The organism is Escherichia sp. R1, assembly GCF_003000935.1.
GTDB classification, from domain to species: Bacteria; Pseudomonadota; Gammaproteobacteria; order Enterobacterales; family Enterobacteriaceae; genus Escherichia; species Escherichia coli.
In genome coordinates this window covers 89,068-105,824 of the sequence record NZ_PSRU01000018.1, presented here as the reverse complement: position 1 = coordinate 105,824, position 16,757 = coordinate 89,068, and the positions used below count along the sequence as shown (strand labels likewise).

At 43.5% G+C, this 16,757-nt stretch carries 23 protein-coding genes and 3 pseudogenes; 11 read left to right on the top strand and 15 right to left on the bottom strand.

The window, feature by feature from the left end; translation table 11 throughout:
* Positions 1-38: 38 nt before the first annotated feature.
* The 4 genes from sitD to sitA are packed head-to-tail and all read right to left on the bottom strand — an operon-like array spanning position 39 to position 3,488.
* A complete protein-coding gene (gene sitD, locus C4F37_RS20500; RefSeq protein WP_000968127.1) occupies positions 39-896 on the bottom strand; it encodes an iron/manganese ABC transporter permease subunit SitD in 858 nt (285 codons plus the stop codon).
* Positions 893-1,750: an iron/manganese ABC transporter permease subunit SitC gene (gene sitC, locus C4F37_RS20495; protein WP_001101732.1), complete on the bottom strand. Its 858-nt coding sequence runs from the start codon at positions 1,748-1,750 to the stop codon at positions 893-895. Before sitC ends, sitD begins: the two co-directional genes overlap by 4 nt.
* Complete coding sequence (gene sitB / locus C4F37_RS20490) at positions 1,747-2,574, bottom strand: iron/manganese ABC transporter ATP-binding protein SitB (RefSeq protein ID WP_000983702.1); 828 nt, start codon at positions 2,572-2,574, stop codon at positions 1,747-1,749. Before sitB ends, sitC begins: the two co-directional genes overlap by 4 nt.
* A complete protein-coding gene (sitA, locus tag C4F37_RS20485) occupies positions 2,574-3,488 on the bottom strand; it encodes an iron/manganese ABC transporter substrate-binding protein SitA (RefSeq protein ID WP_001256622.1) in 915 nt (304 codons plus the stop codon). The genes sitB and sitA overlap by 1 nt, the downstream gene beginning before the upstream one ends.
* Positions 3,489-4,400: 912 nt before the next feature.
* Here sitA and C4F37_RS20475 point away from each other — a divergent pair.
* Positions 4,401-4,568 (top strand): annotated as a pseudogene (locus C4F37_RS20475) (isocitrate/isopropylmalate family dehydrogenase); the annotation flags it as partial.
* Between the two features lie 83 nt (positions 4,569-4,651).
* On the opposite strand, the gene ymgL reads toward C4F37_RS20475, so the two are convergent.
* From ymgL to bluF, 4 genes are all read right to left on the bottom strand, one after another.
* Positions 4,652-4,777: a protein YmgL gene (gene ymgL / locus C4F37_RS27410; RefSeq protein ID WP_001445545.1), complete on the bottom strand. Its 126-nt coding sequence runs from the start codon at positions 4,775-4,777 to the stop codon at positions 4,652-4,654.
* Positions 4,778-4,829: 52 nt separating this feature from the next.
* Complete coding sequence (locus tag C4F37_RS20470) at positions 4,830-5,234, bottom strand: DUF1398 domain-containing protein (protein ID WP_000373104.1); 405 nt, start codon at positions 5,232-5,234, stop codon at positions 4,830-4,832.
* 220 nt (positions 5,235-5,454) lie between these two features.
* Positions 5,455-6,186, bottom strand: coding sequence for a DNA-binding transcriptional repressor BluR (gene bluR / locus C4F37_RS20465; RefSeq protein WP_000332315.1), 732 nt, complete (start codon positions 6,184-6,186; stop codon positions 5,455-5,457).
* A gap of 204 nt (positions 6,187-6,390) precedes the next feature.
* Positions 6,391-7,602 (bottom strand): blue light-responsive regulator BluF, encoded by a 1,212-nt coding sequence (gene bluF / locus C4F37_RS20460; RefSeq protein WP_001538632.1) that lies wholly within the window; start codon positions 7,600-7,602, stop codon positions 6,391-6,393.
* A 313-nt stretch (positions 7,603-7,915) separates the two neighbouring features.
* On the opposite strand from bluF, the gene ycgZ reads away from it, so the two are divergent.
* The 9 genes and pseudogenes from ycgZ to C4F37_RS28435 form a co-directional block, all read left to right on the top strand.
* Complete coding sequence (gene ycgZ / locus C4F37_RS20455) at positions 7,916-8,152, top strand: regulatory protein YcgZ (protein ID WP_000554153.1); 237 nt, start codon at positions 7,916-7,918, stop codon at positions 8,150-8,152.
* A 42-nt stretch (positions 8,153-8,194) separates the two neighbouring features.
* Positions 8,195-8,467 carry a hypothetical protein gene (locus C4F37_RS20450; RefSeq protein ID WP_000858013.1) on the top strand — a complete coding sequence of 91 codons (273 nt, stop codon included), beginning with the start codon at positions 8,195-8,197 and terminating at the stop codon, positions 8,465-8,467.
* A gap of 28 nt (positions 8,468-8,495) precedes the next feature.
* Positions 8,496-8,762, top strand: coding sequence for a biofilm/acid-resistance regulator AriR (gene ariR / locus C4F37_RS20445; RefSeq protein WP_000888771.1), 267 nt, complete (start codon positions 8,496-8,498; stop codon positions 8,760-8,762).
* Between the two features lie 112 nt (positions 8,763-8,874).
* Positions 8,875-9,123 carry a protein YmgC gene (gene ymgC / locus C4F37_RS20440; RefSeq protein WP_001538633.1) on the top strand — a complete coding sequence of 83 codons (249 nt, stop codon included), beginning with the start codon at positions 8,875-8,877 and terminating at the stop codon, positions 9,121-9,123.
* A gap of 180 nt (positions 9,124-9,303) precedes the next feature.
* A pseudogene (locus tag C4F37_RS20435) lies at positions 9,304-10,095 on the top strand (cyclic diguanylate phosphodiesterase); the annotation flags it as partial.
* A gap of 131 nt (positions 10,096-10,226) precedes the next feature.
* A complete protein-coding gene (ymgF, locus tag C4F37_RS20430; protein WP_001065862.1) occupies positions 10,227-10,445 on the top strand; it encodes a cell division-associated protein YmgF in 219 nt (72 codons plus the stop codon).
* A gap of 397 nt (positions 10,446-10,842) precedes the next feature.
* Positions 10,843-11,022, top strand: a complete 180-nt coding sequence (locus C4F37_RS28445) for a hypothetical protein (RefSeq protein ID WP_001374999.1) — start codon at positions 10,843-10,845, stop codon at positions 11,020-11,022.
* 303 nt (positions 11,023-11,325) lie between these two features.
* Entirely contained in the window at positions 11,326-11,688 is a 363-nt protein-coding gene (locus C4F37_RS28440; protein ID WP_001538635.1) for a hypothetical protein, read from the top strand.
* 43 nt (positions 11,689-11,731) lie between these two features.
* A pseudogene (locus C4F37_RS28435) lies at positions 11,732-12,362 on the top strand (autotransporter outer membrane beta-barrel domain-containing protein); the annotation flags it as partial.
* A 58-nt stretch (positions 12,363-12,420) separates the two neighbouring features.
* On the opposite strand, the gene C4F37_RS20400 reads toward C4F37_RS28435, so the two are convergent.
* From C4F37_RS20400 to minC, 6 genes are all read right to left on the bottom strand, one after another.
* Entirely contained in the window at positions 12,421-12,756 is a 336-nt protein-coding gene (locus tag C4F37_RS20400; RefSeq protein WP_000979977.1) for a YmgD family protein, read from the bottom strand.
* A gap of 3 nt (positions 12,757-12,759) precedes the next feature.
* The gene (locus tag C4F37_RS20395; protein WP_000726974.1) at positions 12,760-13,104 is read right to left on the bottom strand and encodes a YMGG-like glycine zipper-containing protein; all 345 of its coding nucleotides are present in this window, start codon (positions 13,102-13,104) and stop codon (positions 12,760-12,762) included.
* 1 nt (position 13,105) lies between these two features.
* Positions 13,106-13,279: a hypothetical protein gene (locus tag C4F37_RS20390; protein ID WP_023150733.1), complete on the bottom strand. Its 174-nt coding sequence runs from the start codon at positions 13,277-13,279 to the stop codon at positions 13,106-13,108.
* 150 nt (positions 13,280-13,429) lie between these two features.
* Positions 13,430-13,696, bottom strand: a complete 267-nt coding sequence (gene minE / locus C4F37_RS20385; RefSeq protein ID WP_001185665.1) for a cell division topological specificity factor MinE — start codon at positions 13,694-13,696, stop codon at positions 13,430-13,432.
* A gap of 3 nt (positions 13,697-13,699) precedes the next feature.
* Positions 13,700-14,512 (bottom strand): septum site-determining protein MinD, encoded by an 813-nt coding sequence (gene minD / locus C4F37_RS20380; RefSeq protein WP_000101055.1) that lies wholly within the window; start codon positions 14,510-14,512, stop codon positions 13,700-13,702.
* 23 nt (positions 14,513-14,535) lie between these two features.
* Positions 14,536-15,231: a septum site-determining protein MinC gene (minC, locus tag C4F37_RS20375; RefSeq protein WP_000072533.1), complete on the bottom strand. Its 696-nt coding sequence runs from the start codon at positions 15,229-15,231 to the stop codon at positions 14,536-14,538.
* Between the two features lie 519 nt (positions 15,232-15,750).
* On the opposite strand from minC, the gene C4F37_RS20365 reads away from it, so the two are divergent.
* Positions 15,751-16,119 (top strand): YcgJ family protein, encoded by a 369-nt coding sequence (locus C4F37_RS20365; RefSeq protein WP_001056846.1) that lies wholly within the window; start codon positions 15,751-15,753, stop codon positions 16,117-16,119.
* Between the two features lie 102 nt (positions 16,120-16,221).
* Here the strand turns inward: C4F37_RS20365 and pliG are convergent, their stop codons facing one another.
* Positions 16,222-16,623 (bottom strand): g-type lysoyme inhibitor PliG, encoded by a 402-nt coding sequence (gene pliG / locus C4F37_RS20360; protein ID WP_000693755.1) that lies wholly within the window; start codon positions 16,621-16,623, stop codon positions 16,222-16,224.
* Between the last annotated feature and the right edge of the window lie 134 nt (positions 16,624-16,757).

Below are 16,757 nucleotides of genomic sequence, written 5' to 3'. Positions count from 1 at the left end.
GGAAAAAGTATCGGGTGTTGCTGTCCTCGGATGTTGTGCTAATTGGGTGATAACAGATCCTGTGTATGGGAGTTTCCCTTTTTGCGTGCGTTGATGCTGGTAACGGCAAACGTCATGATGAACAAAACCGCGAATAAGACGACAATCGTCGGAGCTGGTGCGCTGTCGATAAAAAAGGACAACCAGACACCAGTCATTGACACTATTACCGATATGCCAGTCGCCAGTAGGAGCGCAATATGAAAGCGTTGTGTCAGGAGTACCGCAATGGCGCCAGGCGCAATGAGCAGAGAAATGGAGAGAATGATACCTACCGCTTTCAGCGTCGCCACAATGGTCAGAGAGACCATGCACAGCAGCCCATAATGCAGCCATCTCGTATGCAAACCGCTTACCTGCGCCTGTTGATAATCAAAGCTGAACAGCAAAAAATCCCGCCATTTTACGCTAATAACAAGTGTAACCAGCCCGGCAATAATCATCGTCTGGATTATATCGCCGATGGTTATCCCGAGCATGTCGCCGAAAAGAATATGGTCAAGATGTACGTCTGGTTTGACTGCAATATACAAAATCAGACCTGCGGCAAACATGCCAGAAAAAACAATCCCCATCACTGTATCTTGCTTGATTCGGCTGTTGTCTTTCAGGTATCCCGTCGCCACCGCGCAGAATACTCCGGCGACGAATGCCCCTGTAGCCAAAGGTAACCCCAGAATCCAGGCAAGCACGATGCCAGGAAAAACCGCATGACTCATCGCGTCACCCATCAGTGCCCAGCCTTTCAGGACCAGAAAGACCGACAGCAGCGCACAGGGTATGGAAACTACCAGTGAAATCAGCAGTGCGTGACTCATAAAGGTGAACTGCAGTGGCTCCAGTAATAATGCCATCATGAGCGATCCTCCAGCGCCTTATGCGCACGCCGACGATTTGCCAAAAGCCCATGGGTGGGCGCAAAGACAAATGCTAAAAGAAACAGCAGTGTCTGCGCCACCACGATGATTCCACCTGTCGCGCCGTCCAGAAAGTAACTGACCCACGCGCCGAGGAAACTGGTTACACTGCCAATAGTTACAGCAATCATGAGCAGGCGGGGAAAACGATCGGTTAACAACCATGCTGTTGCTCCGGGAGTCACCACCAGACAGATCACCAGAAAGGCACCAACCGTTTGCAGCGCCGCAACGGTCGAAACCGACAGCAGGGTGAAGAAGAGGAGTTTTAATCTGCCCGGATGCAATCCAATAGCACGGGCGTGATTCTCGTCGAAAAAGGTCACCATAAGATCTTTCCATTTGAAAAAAAGCACGATGATCGAGAGAATGCCAATGATAGTGAGTTGCAGGATATCCGCCGGATCGATTGCCAGAATATTGCCCAGGACGATGGTCTGAATGTTCACAGATGTCGGGTTCAATGACACCATAAACAGCCCCAGGCCAAAAAAGGACGAGAAGATCAGGCCGATGATGGCATCTTCTTTTAAGCGGGTGCGTTGGTTAAGAAACAGCATGCTGCCCGCAGCCAGTCCGCCGGAAAAGAAGGCTCCCAGAGAAAACGGAAGCCCCAGCATATATGCCCCCGCAACACCCGGGACAATAGAGTGCGACAACGCATCGCCAATCAGCGACCAGCCTTTTAGCATCAGATAGCATGACAGGAAAGCGCAGAGACCGCCGACCATCGCCGAGACCCACATCGCATTGAGCATATATTCATAGCTGAAGGGTTCCAGTAGCACGTTCATCTTTCTTCCCTCTGCACCGCTGACGGTCGATGAGCCACAAAAGGGCGTTCATCGTCAGTAATAATGCTTTCTTCCGAGCCGTTAAGTGTGACATGGCGCAGTACGCCGCTAAAAGCCAGCTCCAGGTTCTCGGCTGTAAAAGTGGTGTCTGTCGGCCCGCTTGCCAGGACGGTGCCTTTGACCATGACCGTATAATCGCAAAATGTCGTGACGGATCCGAGATTGTGCGTTGAGACAAGCATCGTTTTGCCTTCCGCGCGTAACTCCCTCAACAGGCTGATGATTTTGGCTTCGGTTTTCACATCAACGCCAGTAAAAGGTTCATCCAGCAGGATCACATCACCCTGCTGTGCAATCGCTCTCGCCAGAAAGACGCGTTTCTTTTGTCCACCGGAAAGCTCGCCGATTTGTCGATGGCGAAAATTCACCATATCGACACGTTCCAGCGCATCGGTGACAATTTGACGATCCCTCTTTTTGGCGATACGCAACATACCCATATGCCCATAGCGGCCCATCATCACCACATCTTCCACCAGTACAGGAAATGACCAGTCAACCTCTTCTGACTGAGGGACGTAGGCAACCAGGTTTTTCTGTAACGCCTGTCGCGTGGGAATACCCAGAACAGATATCTTTCCGCTGGTCAGACGCACAAATCCCATAATCGCTTTAAACAACGTCGATTTTCCGGAACCGTTTACCCCAACCAGAGCGGCAATAGATCCACTTGGTACTGTGAAGGATGCATCGCGCAGTGCTGTGTGCCCGTTACGCCAGGTGACAGCAACATCATTAACGACAATGCCTGCAGATTGCATCATTATTTCTCCCTTTTCCCGGCTTTAATTCCCTGTACCAGCGTACTGGTAGTAACCTTAAGAAGGTCGATATACGTCGGTACCGGGCCGTTTTCTGTGCTCAGGGAATCGACATAGAGCACACCGCCGTAGTGTGCGCCGGTTTCACGCGCAACCTGACGCGCTGGTTTATCGGAAATCGTACTCTCGCTAAAGACTGCCGGGATATGATTTTTCTTAACTATATCAACAACCTTACGTACCTGCTGCGGTGTTCCTTGTTGATCGGCATTAATCGGCCACAGATAAAGCTCTTTTAGCCCCAAATCGCGTGCGAGATAAGAAAAAGCCCCTTCACTGGTGACCATCCATCGCTGATTCTCAGGAAGTTCCGTAATCTGCTTACGCAGGGGGGCAAGGGTTTGGGTAATCTTGGCTTTATAAGTATCGGCATTGCGTTGGTAGGTTTGTGCATTTGCCGGATCGTATTTTATCAACGCATCACGAATATTATCGACGTAAATCAGAGCATTATCTGGCGACATCCATGCATGGGGGTTAGGTTTGCCCTCATAGGGTCCTTCGGTGATCCCTACAGGCGTCACACCCGAAGAGACAATTACTTCTGGAACCCCATTGAGATGCTGGTAAAAGCGTTGGAACCACAATTCCAGATTCATACCATTGGCGAGAATCAGTTGTGCCCCCTGCGCACGTTTAATATCGCCAGGGGTAGGCTGATACTCATGAATTTCTGCACCAGGCTTGGTTATGGATGAGACTTCTGCAGCATCTCCCGCCACGTTTTTGGCCATATCCGCGATGATGGTAAATGTTGTAATGACCTTAAATTTTTCAGTTGCACTTGCCTGAAATGCGATCGAGCAGGTGAGTGCGAGGCCCCCCAAGAGCATGGTTACTTTTTTTATTGAGCGCATAATTTAGTACCTATAGTGAGCAAAATTAGAACAAACATAGCAACGGCTATGTTTTATAGCATAACCTATACAGAATGAAAATGAATATCATTAACATCTTTGAGGCCCAAAACAGGGATTAGTTTGTTTCCTGCTGGATGAAAGGACTCTTGGGATAGCACATGCCGCACGAAGAGCAGCATTACATGATGTTTTGTCGAATGAGCTACGAATCCTGATAGAAATACGAAACAAGCTAGCACATGGACAATGGATCTATCCCTTCAATAATGAAGGAAATACTGTGGACCCTGATAAATATAAATTAATCAATAAAGAAAACTTGCAGTCACTCCAATTCAAATATTCATTAGCACAGCATTTAGTTGACGCTGTACATGATTTGGTTGTAAGTCCTACGACATTCGAACGAGATTTCGAAAGCCATTTTTAAAAATTATATCAAGTACGAACAAACTTAGTGACAAAAGACTACGAAAAATATAAAACAATTTTAGTATTAAGTAGAGAGAAATTTCGTTCTGCTAGGACGCAGCAATAGGTTCATGAGATTCTCTGATACTTGTTACCTTAGTAAGCCTTAAATTTTTAAAAATTCTTTTACGTCCACTCCTCGCTCATAACAGGCATTAACTACATTTATCTTCATTGGCTATGCAAGTCGTAATAAAAGGTGGGACAAAACTGAGACACATAAGCTCTCACAAAGGTCTGCAAGGCCTCACATGTATTGAGATGTTAATAAAATGTAGACTTGTAATTTTGATATAAATGGTAGATAAAACCTTTCCCCAAAATAAAAACGAACGTCAATGAAATCAAATGGTTGAATAAAGTTGATTTTGGCTAATAAAAAAACAATAAAATAATTTTTATCATTAAATATCAATGACTTAAACTTAATGTTTTTATATACTGCTGCGCCATATGGGCTGGACTGAAGCCGCAGACCTGATTGTTAAAGGTATGGAAGGCGCAATCAACGCCAAGACCGTAACCTATGACTTCGAACGTCTGATGGAAGGCGCTAAACTGCTGAAATGCAGCGAGTTTGGTGACGCGATCATCAAAAATATGTAATTACCACATGTGTTAAATATTATAACGGGCGTATAACACGCCCGTTGTTTTTATAAATATGTTAACCGTTATAAAATAACGTATCAAAAGTCAAGTGAACACATTTCAAATATCAATTTGATCGTATTGGTCTGGTGATTATTTATGGGGAGCAATAAAAAGACAGTATTAATCATCCATAGGGATAGTCTCTGCACTTTTATTTCTATTATGCTAATGCCTTACTGAATTATGAAGCATTTTTTAAGCTCCCAACTTTAGCTAGATTAATGGTTTATTATTTTCTACATCTTCAATATATAAAAGCGTATTATCAATGGCGTAGTAACTGCGTTTGTTATGATTAACATCAGTAACCCACCGGAAAACGCCAGCGCCTGCCAGTGTTGAACAGTATTCCCGAAATGTAGATTTTCCGCGAATATGAAGCAATGCGGCCTCTTTTATTTTAGCTGGGTTCTTGGTCGTACTAACTTTTAACAGGTTCCTGGTTCCTCTTAATAACAAAACCGTGTCATCGTGAGTAATAATTCTGATGTTATCCGTAGCCAGATAATAAATGTAATGTGCAATACGGTGATGTTTTAATTCTGAATAAAACCAGGAGAAGTTTTGCTCTTTTCTCACTTGCTCAAACATCTTTTGAAAAACAACGACCTGATCCATCAGGATAATAACCTCTTGTTAGGTGTGAGACTGCGTAGTGTGCACGATCAGTTTTACCACTTCAATCTGGTCTGTCCTTTGGCTGTGATATGTACAAAGTGTGAAAGGGGGATTACCTGAATTCTCCCGGTGGGCATTTTGCAACGGACCAGCTCCGCTACAAACGCTGTTGTGGGTTCAGATTATAACATTCTGTCTAAGGGGCGGGATAAAGGTGAATTTAGGGGGCATGAAAGATGACTTTATAACCTTGCTCACCCCAGTGTTGTAAAAGTTCGTTTTGCCTTCTCGTTGGTGCCATGCCTGTCCAGACAATCAATGTTTGCGTTGGGAACAGTTCCGGGCGCGGCGATTCAATGGGATCAGCAAGAACAGAAATGTGCCATCCTGACAATGATAAACGCCATGCTTCCAGCCACAATCGTGCTCTCTCTTCAACATTCCACGCCATCAGAATGGCCTCTTTACCGGGCTTACGGCGCATTTCGAAAAGTGAGGCCGCTGCGTATTCAATTAATGCGCCGTCAAACATACTGCTCATAATGCGGGAGGTGTTGTGATCAAGCACGAGACGCTGGCGAACAGGAAGGTAAACATGATTAATCAATTGATCTACTGGGTACTCTCGACCCAGTGAAATAATTCTCGCGCGTAGTTTGGCAGGATTAGCCATACGAAGAATTGACATCATCTCTTCTTGCAAGCGGCTCCAGTCATCTTGCGTATCCTGGCTGGTAGTTTCCAGTAATGCTTTAACTTTGCCTACAGGAACGCCATTACTTATCCAACGCTTAATCTCTTCGATGCGTTGTATGTCTTCTTCATCAAAGAGTCGGTGTCCGCCTTCACTGCGCTGTGGTTTTAACAAACCGTAGCGGCGTTGCCAGGCCCGGAGAGTGACAGGATTAATCCCGCAACGTTCAGCAACATCACCAATGCTGTAATAAGCCACAATTCCTCCTTGCGGTCATAAATCTCCGTCGCCTCTACACGACCCAATAATACTTTGTACAATATACGCTAAAATTGTACAAAGTATAAATAAGATTTCAGCTAAATTGGATGAAACATTATTTTTAATGTGGATTAAATTAAAACATAACGCATTCATTTTCGCGATGATTTCCAGAAATCATGCGAAATAATGTGCTGAAAATTATTTTTTCTCCGGCCACGCAACTGAAGGGATACCATTCAATTTAGCTTTGGAAAACAGATCTCCCTGAAACATCTCAATTCCTGCAGATTCAAGCCACATCCACTCTTCTGGTGTTGCCACACCCATAGCAGAGACTTGAATTTCAAGTGATGTACAGCATTTCATGATCGCCTGAATAATTGCCTGCCGTGGTCCGCTTTTATGAACATTGGTAATCAATTCCTGACTGATTTTAATTCTGTCAGGCTGGAAGCGTGACAGGAGTAACAAACCAGCAAAACCTGCGCCAAAATGATCAATTGCTACACTGATACCGGCAGCCTTTAGCGATTTAACCGCTTCGGCAAACTCATCAAACCGAGATATGACTTCACTTTCAGTAAATTCAACGATGATTTGTTCAGGCACCAGAGCATTGGCCTTTATTTCATCAAGTAAAAAAGAGACTGCGTCAGGCTCGTTAACCAGGGTCATAGGTAATAGATTGATTGAAATCATTTTATCACCGAGCTTAAGTGCGTGTGCCATCGCAAATGCAAGCGCCTTACTTTTGAGATCCGCTGTGTAGATTTCCTCGTCTTTACGCTGCCCAACCGCTATAGCTGACGGGCTGTCTTCATTTTTTTGCACAATGGCTTCAAAAGCGATTATCCGCCGCGATAAAGGGTCGACAATAGGATGAAAGGCAAAGTGGTCGTTTATATTTGATGAAAGGGTACAAGAATCAAGTTCTTTATCAGATCCGTCAGCGATAAAAAGCCAGGAGTCTTCAGCAGGAATCTCGAAATAGGTTGATTGTTCAGTTGCAAGGACAAAAGTACGAAAAAATTGTAGCGCTCTGTCATCATAAGTTAGCTGAAATTTTGATGTGCCTTTGTCGAATACGGCCTGTAAAACGTCATCTCGCTCGTGCAGGCGTAAATCAAATAATTCCATTCCTGCTTTGCCAAAACGGCGAGCAGGCGCGTAATCGCACAACAGTTCAACAATATTATAGTGCCGTGGATCCTGGCATATGGCCCGATATATCATTTGAACCTGTTCTTCCGGACCTTCCAGAAGCTGGAAAAAATGAGAACCATTAAACAGTAAGATCCCTGTTACGTCAGACCGCATGTTCCTGCGATTTGCTATCGAAACCATTTCTTCGATTTTTTTGACAGGTTCGTCGTCACGTATATGGCTACGATAAATAAGGGTGGTAAGCATTAACAATCCAGGGTAATGGGCGAGGCGAGAGTAAGACGGTAACAGACATATCTTCTTGTGTCTTTCTTTTAATACCAAAACATAACCGTTTCTTTACATTGATAAAAAGTGGAAAAGGTTGAAGACGGTTTGGCGAAAAAACTTGTATAGGTTGTCATTTAAATGATGCAATATGTTTTATCGTAATGCATTGTTTTATATGAATTAGCACTAATTGCGAAAAATTAATTTATCATTCTGTACACATATTTCGTACAAGTTTGCTATTGTTACCTCACTTAACATTGATTAACATTTTTAACAGAGGCGTAGCATGCATCAAAATTCAGTGACTTCAGATTCTGCAGGAGCAATCACTCGTTACTTTGCAAAAGCTAACTTGCCTACTCAGCAGGAAACTCTCGGGGAAATTGTGACTGAGATTTTGAAAGATGGACGTAATCTGAGTCGAAAGTCGCTTTGTGCCAAACTTCTTTGCCGACTGGAACAAGCGACAGGGGAAGAGGAACAGAAACATTATAATGCACTAATTGGGTTGCTTTTTGAATAATGCAACAGCCTGATTATTTAACAGGTTAGCTATGAAGTCGTTATGAAGACATCTGATAATGAAAGTATAAAATATGAAATTACTGGCCAGGCGGTGCTCCAGATACTGCGCATGAAGATAAATTTTTCGTTGCAGACTCTTATTAAGCAATTACTCGTAATGAAATCGGCTGAGGAAAATACTTTCCGACGAGATTTAATTGACAGCATAATTCGTGATTTTAGCAACAGTGATACAGGAGGGCCAAACCGAAGAACAGCGATAGCTGACAATAAAAGTATGTTCACTGGTAAGAAAATAAACAGAATACATTAAAATTTCATAAGTAAGATGAGAGGTTACCATGCTTGAAGATACTACTATTCATAATGCAATATCTGATAAAGCGTTATCAAGTTACTTTCGTAGTTCAGGTAATTTGTTAGAAGAAGAGTCTGCTGTGTTAGGGCAGGCTGTGACCAATTTAATGCTTTCAGGCGATAATGTTAATAATAAAAATATTATCTTAAGTCTGATACACTCCCTGGAAACAACAAGTGATATTCTCAAAGCTGATGTGATTAGAAAAACACTGGAAATCGTGTTGCGATACACAGCTGATGATATGTAACTTTTAATTATAAAGTATAAGTTTATAGAAAACTCATTCATCTTATTTTTGTCTGTCACTTTAGACTATACACAGCATAATTTTATTGGATCACTATTCCTGCGAGGCTGACATGAATAATTCAATCCCAGAGAGATTTATTTTTCAATGTGCTTTGTTTAAAAATCTCGAGAGGGAGGTGTTCATGACACATGGATATGTTGATAGTCATATTATTGCTCAGGCTTTACGCTTGCGTTTAAAAGATGAGACCAGTGTTATTCTTTCTGATCTCTATCTGCAAATCTTGCAGTACATTGAAATGCATAAGACTACACTAACGGATATCATTATTAATGACAGGGAATTTGTGCTCTCTTAAAACTTGAGTAAGGTTTTTGAATAAACATCAGCTGTATCACTATGCTGATGCAAAGTGAGCATTTCAGGCGTTATGCTTTCTTAATATATCCGCAATATCAGAGGGCAAACAGGAATGGAGAGCGCTCGTTTTCCATTCTTGACGCCTGATATCCCGCCTAATTTGTTTAATTCTGCCTATAAAAGCGCAACGCCTGAAGAGATCCTGCGACGGGCTATAAATAATGGGGAGATCGTCCCTTTTTACCAACCTGTGGTAAATGGTCGGGAAGGGACATTGCGGGGAGTTGAGGTGTTAGCCCGCTGGAAACAACCTCACGGTGGATATATATCACCCGCGGCATTTATTCCACTTGCTGAAAAATGCGGATTAATCGTTCCGCTTACGCAAAGCCTGATGAATCAGGTTGCCAGACAGATGAACGCTATCGCGAGTAAACTGCCGGAAGGTTTTCATATTGGGATTAATTTTAGCGCCTCGCATATTATTTCGCCGACGTTTGTCGACGAGTGCTTAAATTACCGTGACAGTTTTACCCGCCGCGATTTAAACCTTGTTCTGGAAGTCACCGAGCGTGAGCCATTAAATGTTGATGAAAGTCTGGTTCAGCGGTTGAACATTCTGCATGAAAATGGTTTTGTCATCGCGCTGGATGATTTCGGTACTGGTTACTCAGGGCTTTCTTATCTGCATGACCTGCATATTGATTATATCAAAATTGATCATAGTTTCGTTGGCCGCGTCAACGCAGACCCAGCATCAACCCGAATTCTGGATTGTGTATTGGATCTGGCGCGTAAACTTTCGATCAGTATCGTCGCTGAAGGTGTCGAAACGAAAGAACAATTTGACTATCTGAACCAAAATAATATCACATTTCAGCAGGGTTATTATTTCTACAAACCTGTTACATATATCGACATGGTCAAAATTATCCTTTCTAAACCGAAGGTGAAGGTTGTGGTTGAGTGAAAATTGATCAGCAAGGCCATGGTGCGGTGTAATTATAGACAGCTAATTAGCTCGTTGCCTCTTGTTACTATTGTTCATTCTTTTGTTTGCTATAATTGTGTGAAAGTTTTGACTGGATTGCCATTAGTAGCATGAACAATAGTAATAATCTGGATTATTTCACTCTCTATATCATCTTTTCCATTGCATTTATGCTGATCACTCTCCTGGTCATCCTTATTGCAAAACCCAGCACCGGGCTGGGAGAAGTGCTTGTGACGATAAATTTGCTTAATGCCCTGGTTTGGCTGGCGATCAATCTGGTTAATCGATTAAGGGAAAGACTCGTCAGCCACAGGGATCAGCACTAATCTTTCAGTTTCTCACTGCCAGTATGCGGCTGAATGGGTTGCTGGCAGTGAACCCCTGGATCATTGAAGGAAAGGAATTATTGCACAAATAGTTGTCAACCCTGGTGTTATCACAGTTGTTTTATATATCAGTGAAATAATTTCCATGGCAACTGTTGATAATTTTGATGTCGAAGAGTTATTTGTTAAACAAAATAGTTACCCCAAAGTGATCAATGTCATGAAAATAAGCTAAAAATGATAATGCTGGCTTATTTATCATTTAAATATTGTCGCTGTTTATCTATTTAAATTTCTTGTGCTTTTGTTTTTATCTTTGCCTTCCGTTTTGGTAATCTGAACTCATAGGGTATTTGACCAGGAATGTTTGTTAATCCAATGAATGGATGGTTAATCTATGAAACTGAAAAAACTCCCCTGGTTCAGTTTAGGACTTATTGCTCTGGCGGTGGGTAATGCATATGCAACACAATTGTTGGATAATTATAGTATAATTTCCTATATAACCGATGAAGAATCACCGATTGAAATCAAAAATAATACTTCTACAAGTAATGGGGAGTATCTAATCACTTAAGACGAAAGCCATGCCGTGAAAGTGGATGACGGTGTAACTGGATATATACATAATGCCAGTGTGATGACTAGTGGTGATGGATCTTATGGTATTTCTGTTGATAGCCAAAACAAAGTATTATATATAAGCGATAGCAATATTAAGACGCTCTGAAAGCGTATCTGACAAAGAAAATGGAGGGATAACAGCCAGCGCAGTAGTCAGTGAATTTGGTGGCACCATCGTTATGAATGGTGATAATTCAGTCGAGACGAGGGGGCATATTCAGCGGGACTTTTAAGTCAGGTTAATGATTCTGAGACTGTGGAAAATAACACCAGTCTTGAAACCACAGATAAAACGAACATTGTTACCTATGGGAAAAATGCAGTAGGAGTTCTTGCATGTTCAAGTCCTGGAGAGTCTCGAACATGTGTCGATGCTGTAGATGATGAAGTTTGTGATTCTAACAGTTACGAAGTTATTAGCCGTGCTGATTTAAAAATGAATGGTGGTTCCATAACAACTAATGGTATTAATAGCTATGGTGCTTATGCTAATGGGAAAAAAGCATATATTAATTTAGATTATGTGGTACTTGAAACTGTGGCTGATGGAAGTTATGCAGTTGCTATTCGACAAGGTAACATTGATATAAAAAAGTTCTATTACAACAAATGGCACTAAAGCCCCCATTGCAAAAATATACAATGGTAGAGAGTTATTTTTTTCCAATGTCACTTCAGAATCAACAGAAACGCCTACCCCCGTCCTGCGACCCGAAGCTGGCAGTTACGTCGCCAACCTGGCAGCCGCTAACACTCTTTTTGTTATGCGTCTGAACGATTGTGCAGGTGAAACGCGCTATATCGATCCTGTAACTGAACAGGAGCGTTCAAGCCAACTTTGGTTACGTCAAATTGGCGGGCATAATGCCTGGCGTGACAGCAACGGACAGTTGAGAACGACCTCGGCACAGGCCATCTGGATGGGCGTCGATCATAATGCGCACACGGAAGCCAATGGCTCACGTATTGAGAATGACGCAAATAACAACATTCAGATCCGACTTGGTTTTCCGCACCTTTATTCGTACTCAGGAGAAAAACAGCGGTCCGCACGGTGACGGCTTTGAACCTTTTGTTGAAATGAACGGGATCCATAACAGTAAAGATTTTGCTGTCTCAATAAACGGTGTGAAAGTTGAACAAGACGGGGCGCGTAATCTGGGGGAAATGAAACATGGCGTAAATGGCAATCTGAATCCGGCGGCCAGCGTCTGGGGTAATGTGGGCGTGCAGCTGGGTGATAATGGCTACAATGACACCGCAATGATGGTGGGCCTGAAATATAAGTTCTGATCCCGCCCGTTAGCTAAAAAACCGCGTCGAATTCATCGACGCGGTAACATATGAAATATTATTTTTTGCCGATAGCACGCATGGTGTCATCAATTGCCGTGATCAACAGCATTTGCGGATCTTTAGCGCAAACCTGATTCAGTTTTTCTACCACTTTGGCGCTCAGTTCCGGAGATTGCTCAATTTTTAAATCACGGCTGGCAACGCTGGCATTACCCATTACCGCAACAATTTCTGCAACCTGTGCGCTGTCAGTTTTTGCCATTTCGTTGGCTTCTGCACAAGTAATATAGGTTTCTGATGGCAAACCGTTCTTAATATTGTAGTCCTGCGCCCAGGTCATTGGTGCGAAAACAAACAGACCCGCCAGTAAAGCAAATTTTTTCATCATCATTCCTTATTTCATTTTACCCAGAATTGCACCACCCGTACCGCCAATCACGGCACCTTTAATCGCCCCTTCGAGGCCATTGCCGGTCAGAACGCCAGTGACAGCACCAACGGCGGCACCCACTTTTGCACCTTTACGCGCATTTTTACCGTCGCGGCCTTTTTCTGTTACTGCACCAACACCAGCGCCAACAGCTGCACCTTTCAGTACGCCATTAACACCATTGCCAGTAAGTAAACCAACGCCTGCGCCTAGCAATGCACCTTTCGTGGTGCGATTCATATCCGCCATCGCTGGCGTGGAGCAGAACAATGCTGAGATAAGCCCGAAGGCAAGTATTTTTTTCTTCAACTTAGTTGTCCGGTATTAAGTAAGTTGCACACACAATAATTTCGTCTTCAATTAAGATCTGCTTAACTAAAGAACGCTCGCTATTATTCAGATAATTCAAAATGAGCGTGACTGTGATGATAGGAATTATGTTTTTTACGGGAATGAGAATAATCTCAAATGATAAATAACTCATTGATTGACAATATTTTTATTCAAGAAGTGTCATTGACTGTTAACGCAATGTTGTAAAGGTAAGATAATCTGATTTATCAATATTATTGTGCACAGAAACTCAAGGCAGAGATGACTCTGCCTTGAAGATAAATGCGCTTTTACAGGGGGCTTATTTCAGCTCTTCTGCTTCCGGTAAGGTCACGTTCAGCTCAAGAATAGAAATATCGCCATCTTTTTGCTCAAGCTGTACGGTTACCATCTCAGGATCAATTTGTACATATTTACAAATGACCTCAAGAATATCTTTACGCAACTGCGGCAGATAATGCGGTTCTGCATCGCTGCGACGGCGTTCAGCAACAATAATCTGCAACCGTTCTTTTGCAATGTTGGCTGTGTTTTTCTTCCGCGAGAGAAAGAAATCGAGTAATGCCATAACTTATCCTCCGAACAAGCGTTTGAGGAAGCCTTTCTTCTCTTCTTCAATGAAGCGGAAAGGACGTTCTTCTCCCAACAGACGTTCTACGGTATCTGCGTAGGCTTTACCCGCATCGGCGTTAATGTCGAGAATGACCGGTTCACCCTGGTTAGAGGCGCGCAATACTGATTGATCCTCTGGGATCACGCCGACGAGTTTGATGCGCAGGATCTCCAGCACATCTTCCATGCTCAGCATGTCACCTCTGCTTACGCGGCCTGGGTTATAGCGCGTTAACAGTAGGTGCTCTTTAATCGGCTCTTCGCCATTTTCTGCGCGGCGTGATTTCGACGCCAGAATGCCTAAAATACGGTCAGAGTCGCGTACTGAGGAGACTTCCGGGTTGGTGGTAATAATGGCTTCGTCTGCAAAATAGAGTGCCATTAACGCACCGGTTTCAATCCCTGCCGGGGAGTCACAAACGATAAATTCAAAATCCATCGCTTTCAGATCATCAAGAACTTTGGCGACCCCTTCACGGGTGAGGGCATCTTTATCGCGAGTTTGCGATGCCGGAAGAATATAGAGATTTTCAGTACGTTTATCTTTAATTAACGCCTGGTTTAGCGTTGCATCGCCCTGAATGACGTTGACGAAATCGTAAACGACCCGGCGTTCACAACCCATAATCAGGTCGAGATTACGCAGGCCGATATCAAAATCTATCACGACAGTTTTCTTTCCCTTCTGGGCCAAACCAGTGGCGATGGCCGCGCTGGAGGTTGTCTTACCAACACCCCCTTTGCCCGAAGTAACAACAATAATGCGTGCCATAGAAATTCCTTGTTAAAAAGGGATCAATTTAACGGTTGAACGGTCAAAGCGTTTTCGACTAACTGCAGTCGTGCCGCTTTGCCATAAAATTCTGCTGGGATTTGATCACTCAGCCAGTATTCACCTGCGATGGACACCAGTTCCGCCATCAGGTTCGTACAAAATATTTGCGTTTCCCGGTCACCACTTGCCCCTGCCAGCGCACGACCGCGCATCATGCCATAGACATGAATGTTACCATCGGCAATCAATTCGGCCCCTGCGCTAACGTGGCTTGTAACAATCAGATCACATTGTGGAGCATAAATACGCTGACCGGAACGCACTGGGGTATCAATTAAACGCGTTTTTGTGACCGGCGTTGTATTTTGCGCTGGAGCCTGCGGTGCGGGAGCTGGACGCGGCGCTTTTTCCTTTCCTTCCGTCAGGATAGGCAGCCCCATCTTTTCAATTTCGGCTTTAAGTTGCGCATCTTTGCAGCCACTTACGCCAATAACCCGCAAACCGGTTGCCGAAACCGCCTTATGCATCGCTGACCAGTTTACCGGGGCTTCCAGTGCACTGACGTTGAGTACAACGGGGGCATGTTTTAAAAATGCGGGGGCCTGAGCGATTTTGTCTTCCAGCGCCTGATGGATAACCTTAGGTTCTGCCTCATGCAGATGAACCACAGATAAAGTGAAGCTACTGCCTTTAAGCTCGATTGGCGTGTTTGACATCCTGGCCTTACTCAATTAGCTATTAATCATCGCCAGCGCGCGATGATGTTCCGAAGACTATAAGGCATGTTATAGTCTGGATTATATTGAGGCAAGTCACCCTCCCATTTATTCAGAGTAAAAGTCTATTCTGTGATAAATGGCGCTGATTCATAGCTTAAAAAATACCCTTGTCAATCAACCCATTGCCGTCGTACTTTTGATTGTTCTTATTTACGCTTCCTTTTTCCGCACCCTAATCGTGACAGCATCTTCAGGCCTGTTTAAATATCCAGTGTTGAGGCGAGTGTATTTTTTCACCACGCCAGGCTTTCTTAACTTTCCATTTTTTGCAGCATCATTAAAGAACAGATACCCGTTATCTTAATATCCGCCACAGAATTGCTCTATCATAGAAACCGCAGAAGACGTCTGATACTTCTGTCAGGTCATCGTAACTCGTCCAGGTCAGCGGTTTTGATTACGGATTGATGATGAAATGAGCATAAGTGTTGTACGGTTGGATTATCAGGATGTGCTATGAATATGATGCGTATTTTTTATATCGGATTGTCAGGTGTGGGGATGATGTTCTCATCAATGGCGTCTGGAAATGACGCTGGCGGACTTCAATCTCCGGCGTGCGGCGTTGTTTGCGACCCGTATATTTGTGTTAACTCAGATGGCATTTCCCCAGAGTTAACAAGGAAATATCTCGGCGAAAAAGCCGCTGAAAACTTACAATCAGTACAAGGTTACGATCCCAGCGAATTTACATTCTCTAACGGTGTATTTTGCGATGTTAAAGAAAAATTATGTCGTGATGATCGTTATTTTGGTGTGAATGGTAAGCGGAATGGAAAAATCAATCAAACCACCACAAAGATGTTATTTATGTGTCGTGAGTGATGTCTTGTTTACATTATGTTCTATTCGTCATTAACCTCTTAAGCGACAGAGAGGAGTGGGGCGTTAACGTTTATGACGGGGAGAGTCCCCGTCGGTTGATATTTACTTAATTTGAATATCGACGTTATATTTTTTAGTTTTGTTTTTACGGGCGTCGTTTCGGGTTTGCAGCACTCGCAGCTCATATTTGCCAGAAGCAGGGAGTGAGTATTGTCCGTGACTATCGAGTTCTGGGGAATATCTGGATAAATCAACAGAATCATCGATTCCTGGCCCGAAGAGGTAAGTATCAGCGCCTTCGTTAGAGATACTCACGTGCACTTTCTGACCTTTTTTGGCATAGAAGGTATATGTATCGTAATCGTATCCCTTTATTTCGCCGGAGTACTGAGCGCTGCTATGGCCTTTTCTAAACTCAACATTGACATTCTTACCCGCAGCAAAGCTCGTGGAGGTTAGCAGTGCAAGCAACAATACAGCCTTACTGATGCCCTTAATTTTCATTGGTAGTCTCCTGTTCAGAATGAGTACGATGAACTGTTATAATATAACAATCCTTCACGGGAGAATTCCAGTGACTTTCCTGTGTTCGGTTAAATCCCGGCGCGGCATTTTTGCCGGGGGGATTACTTATAAAG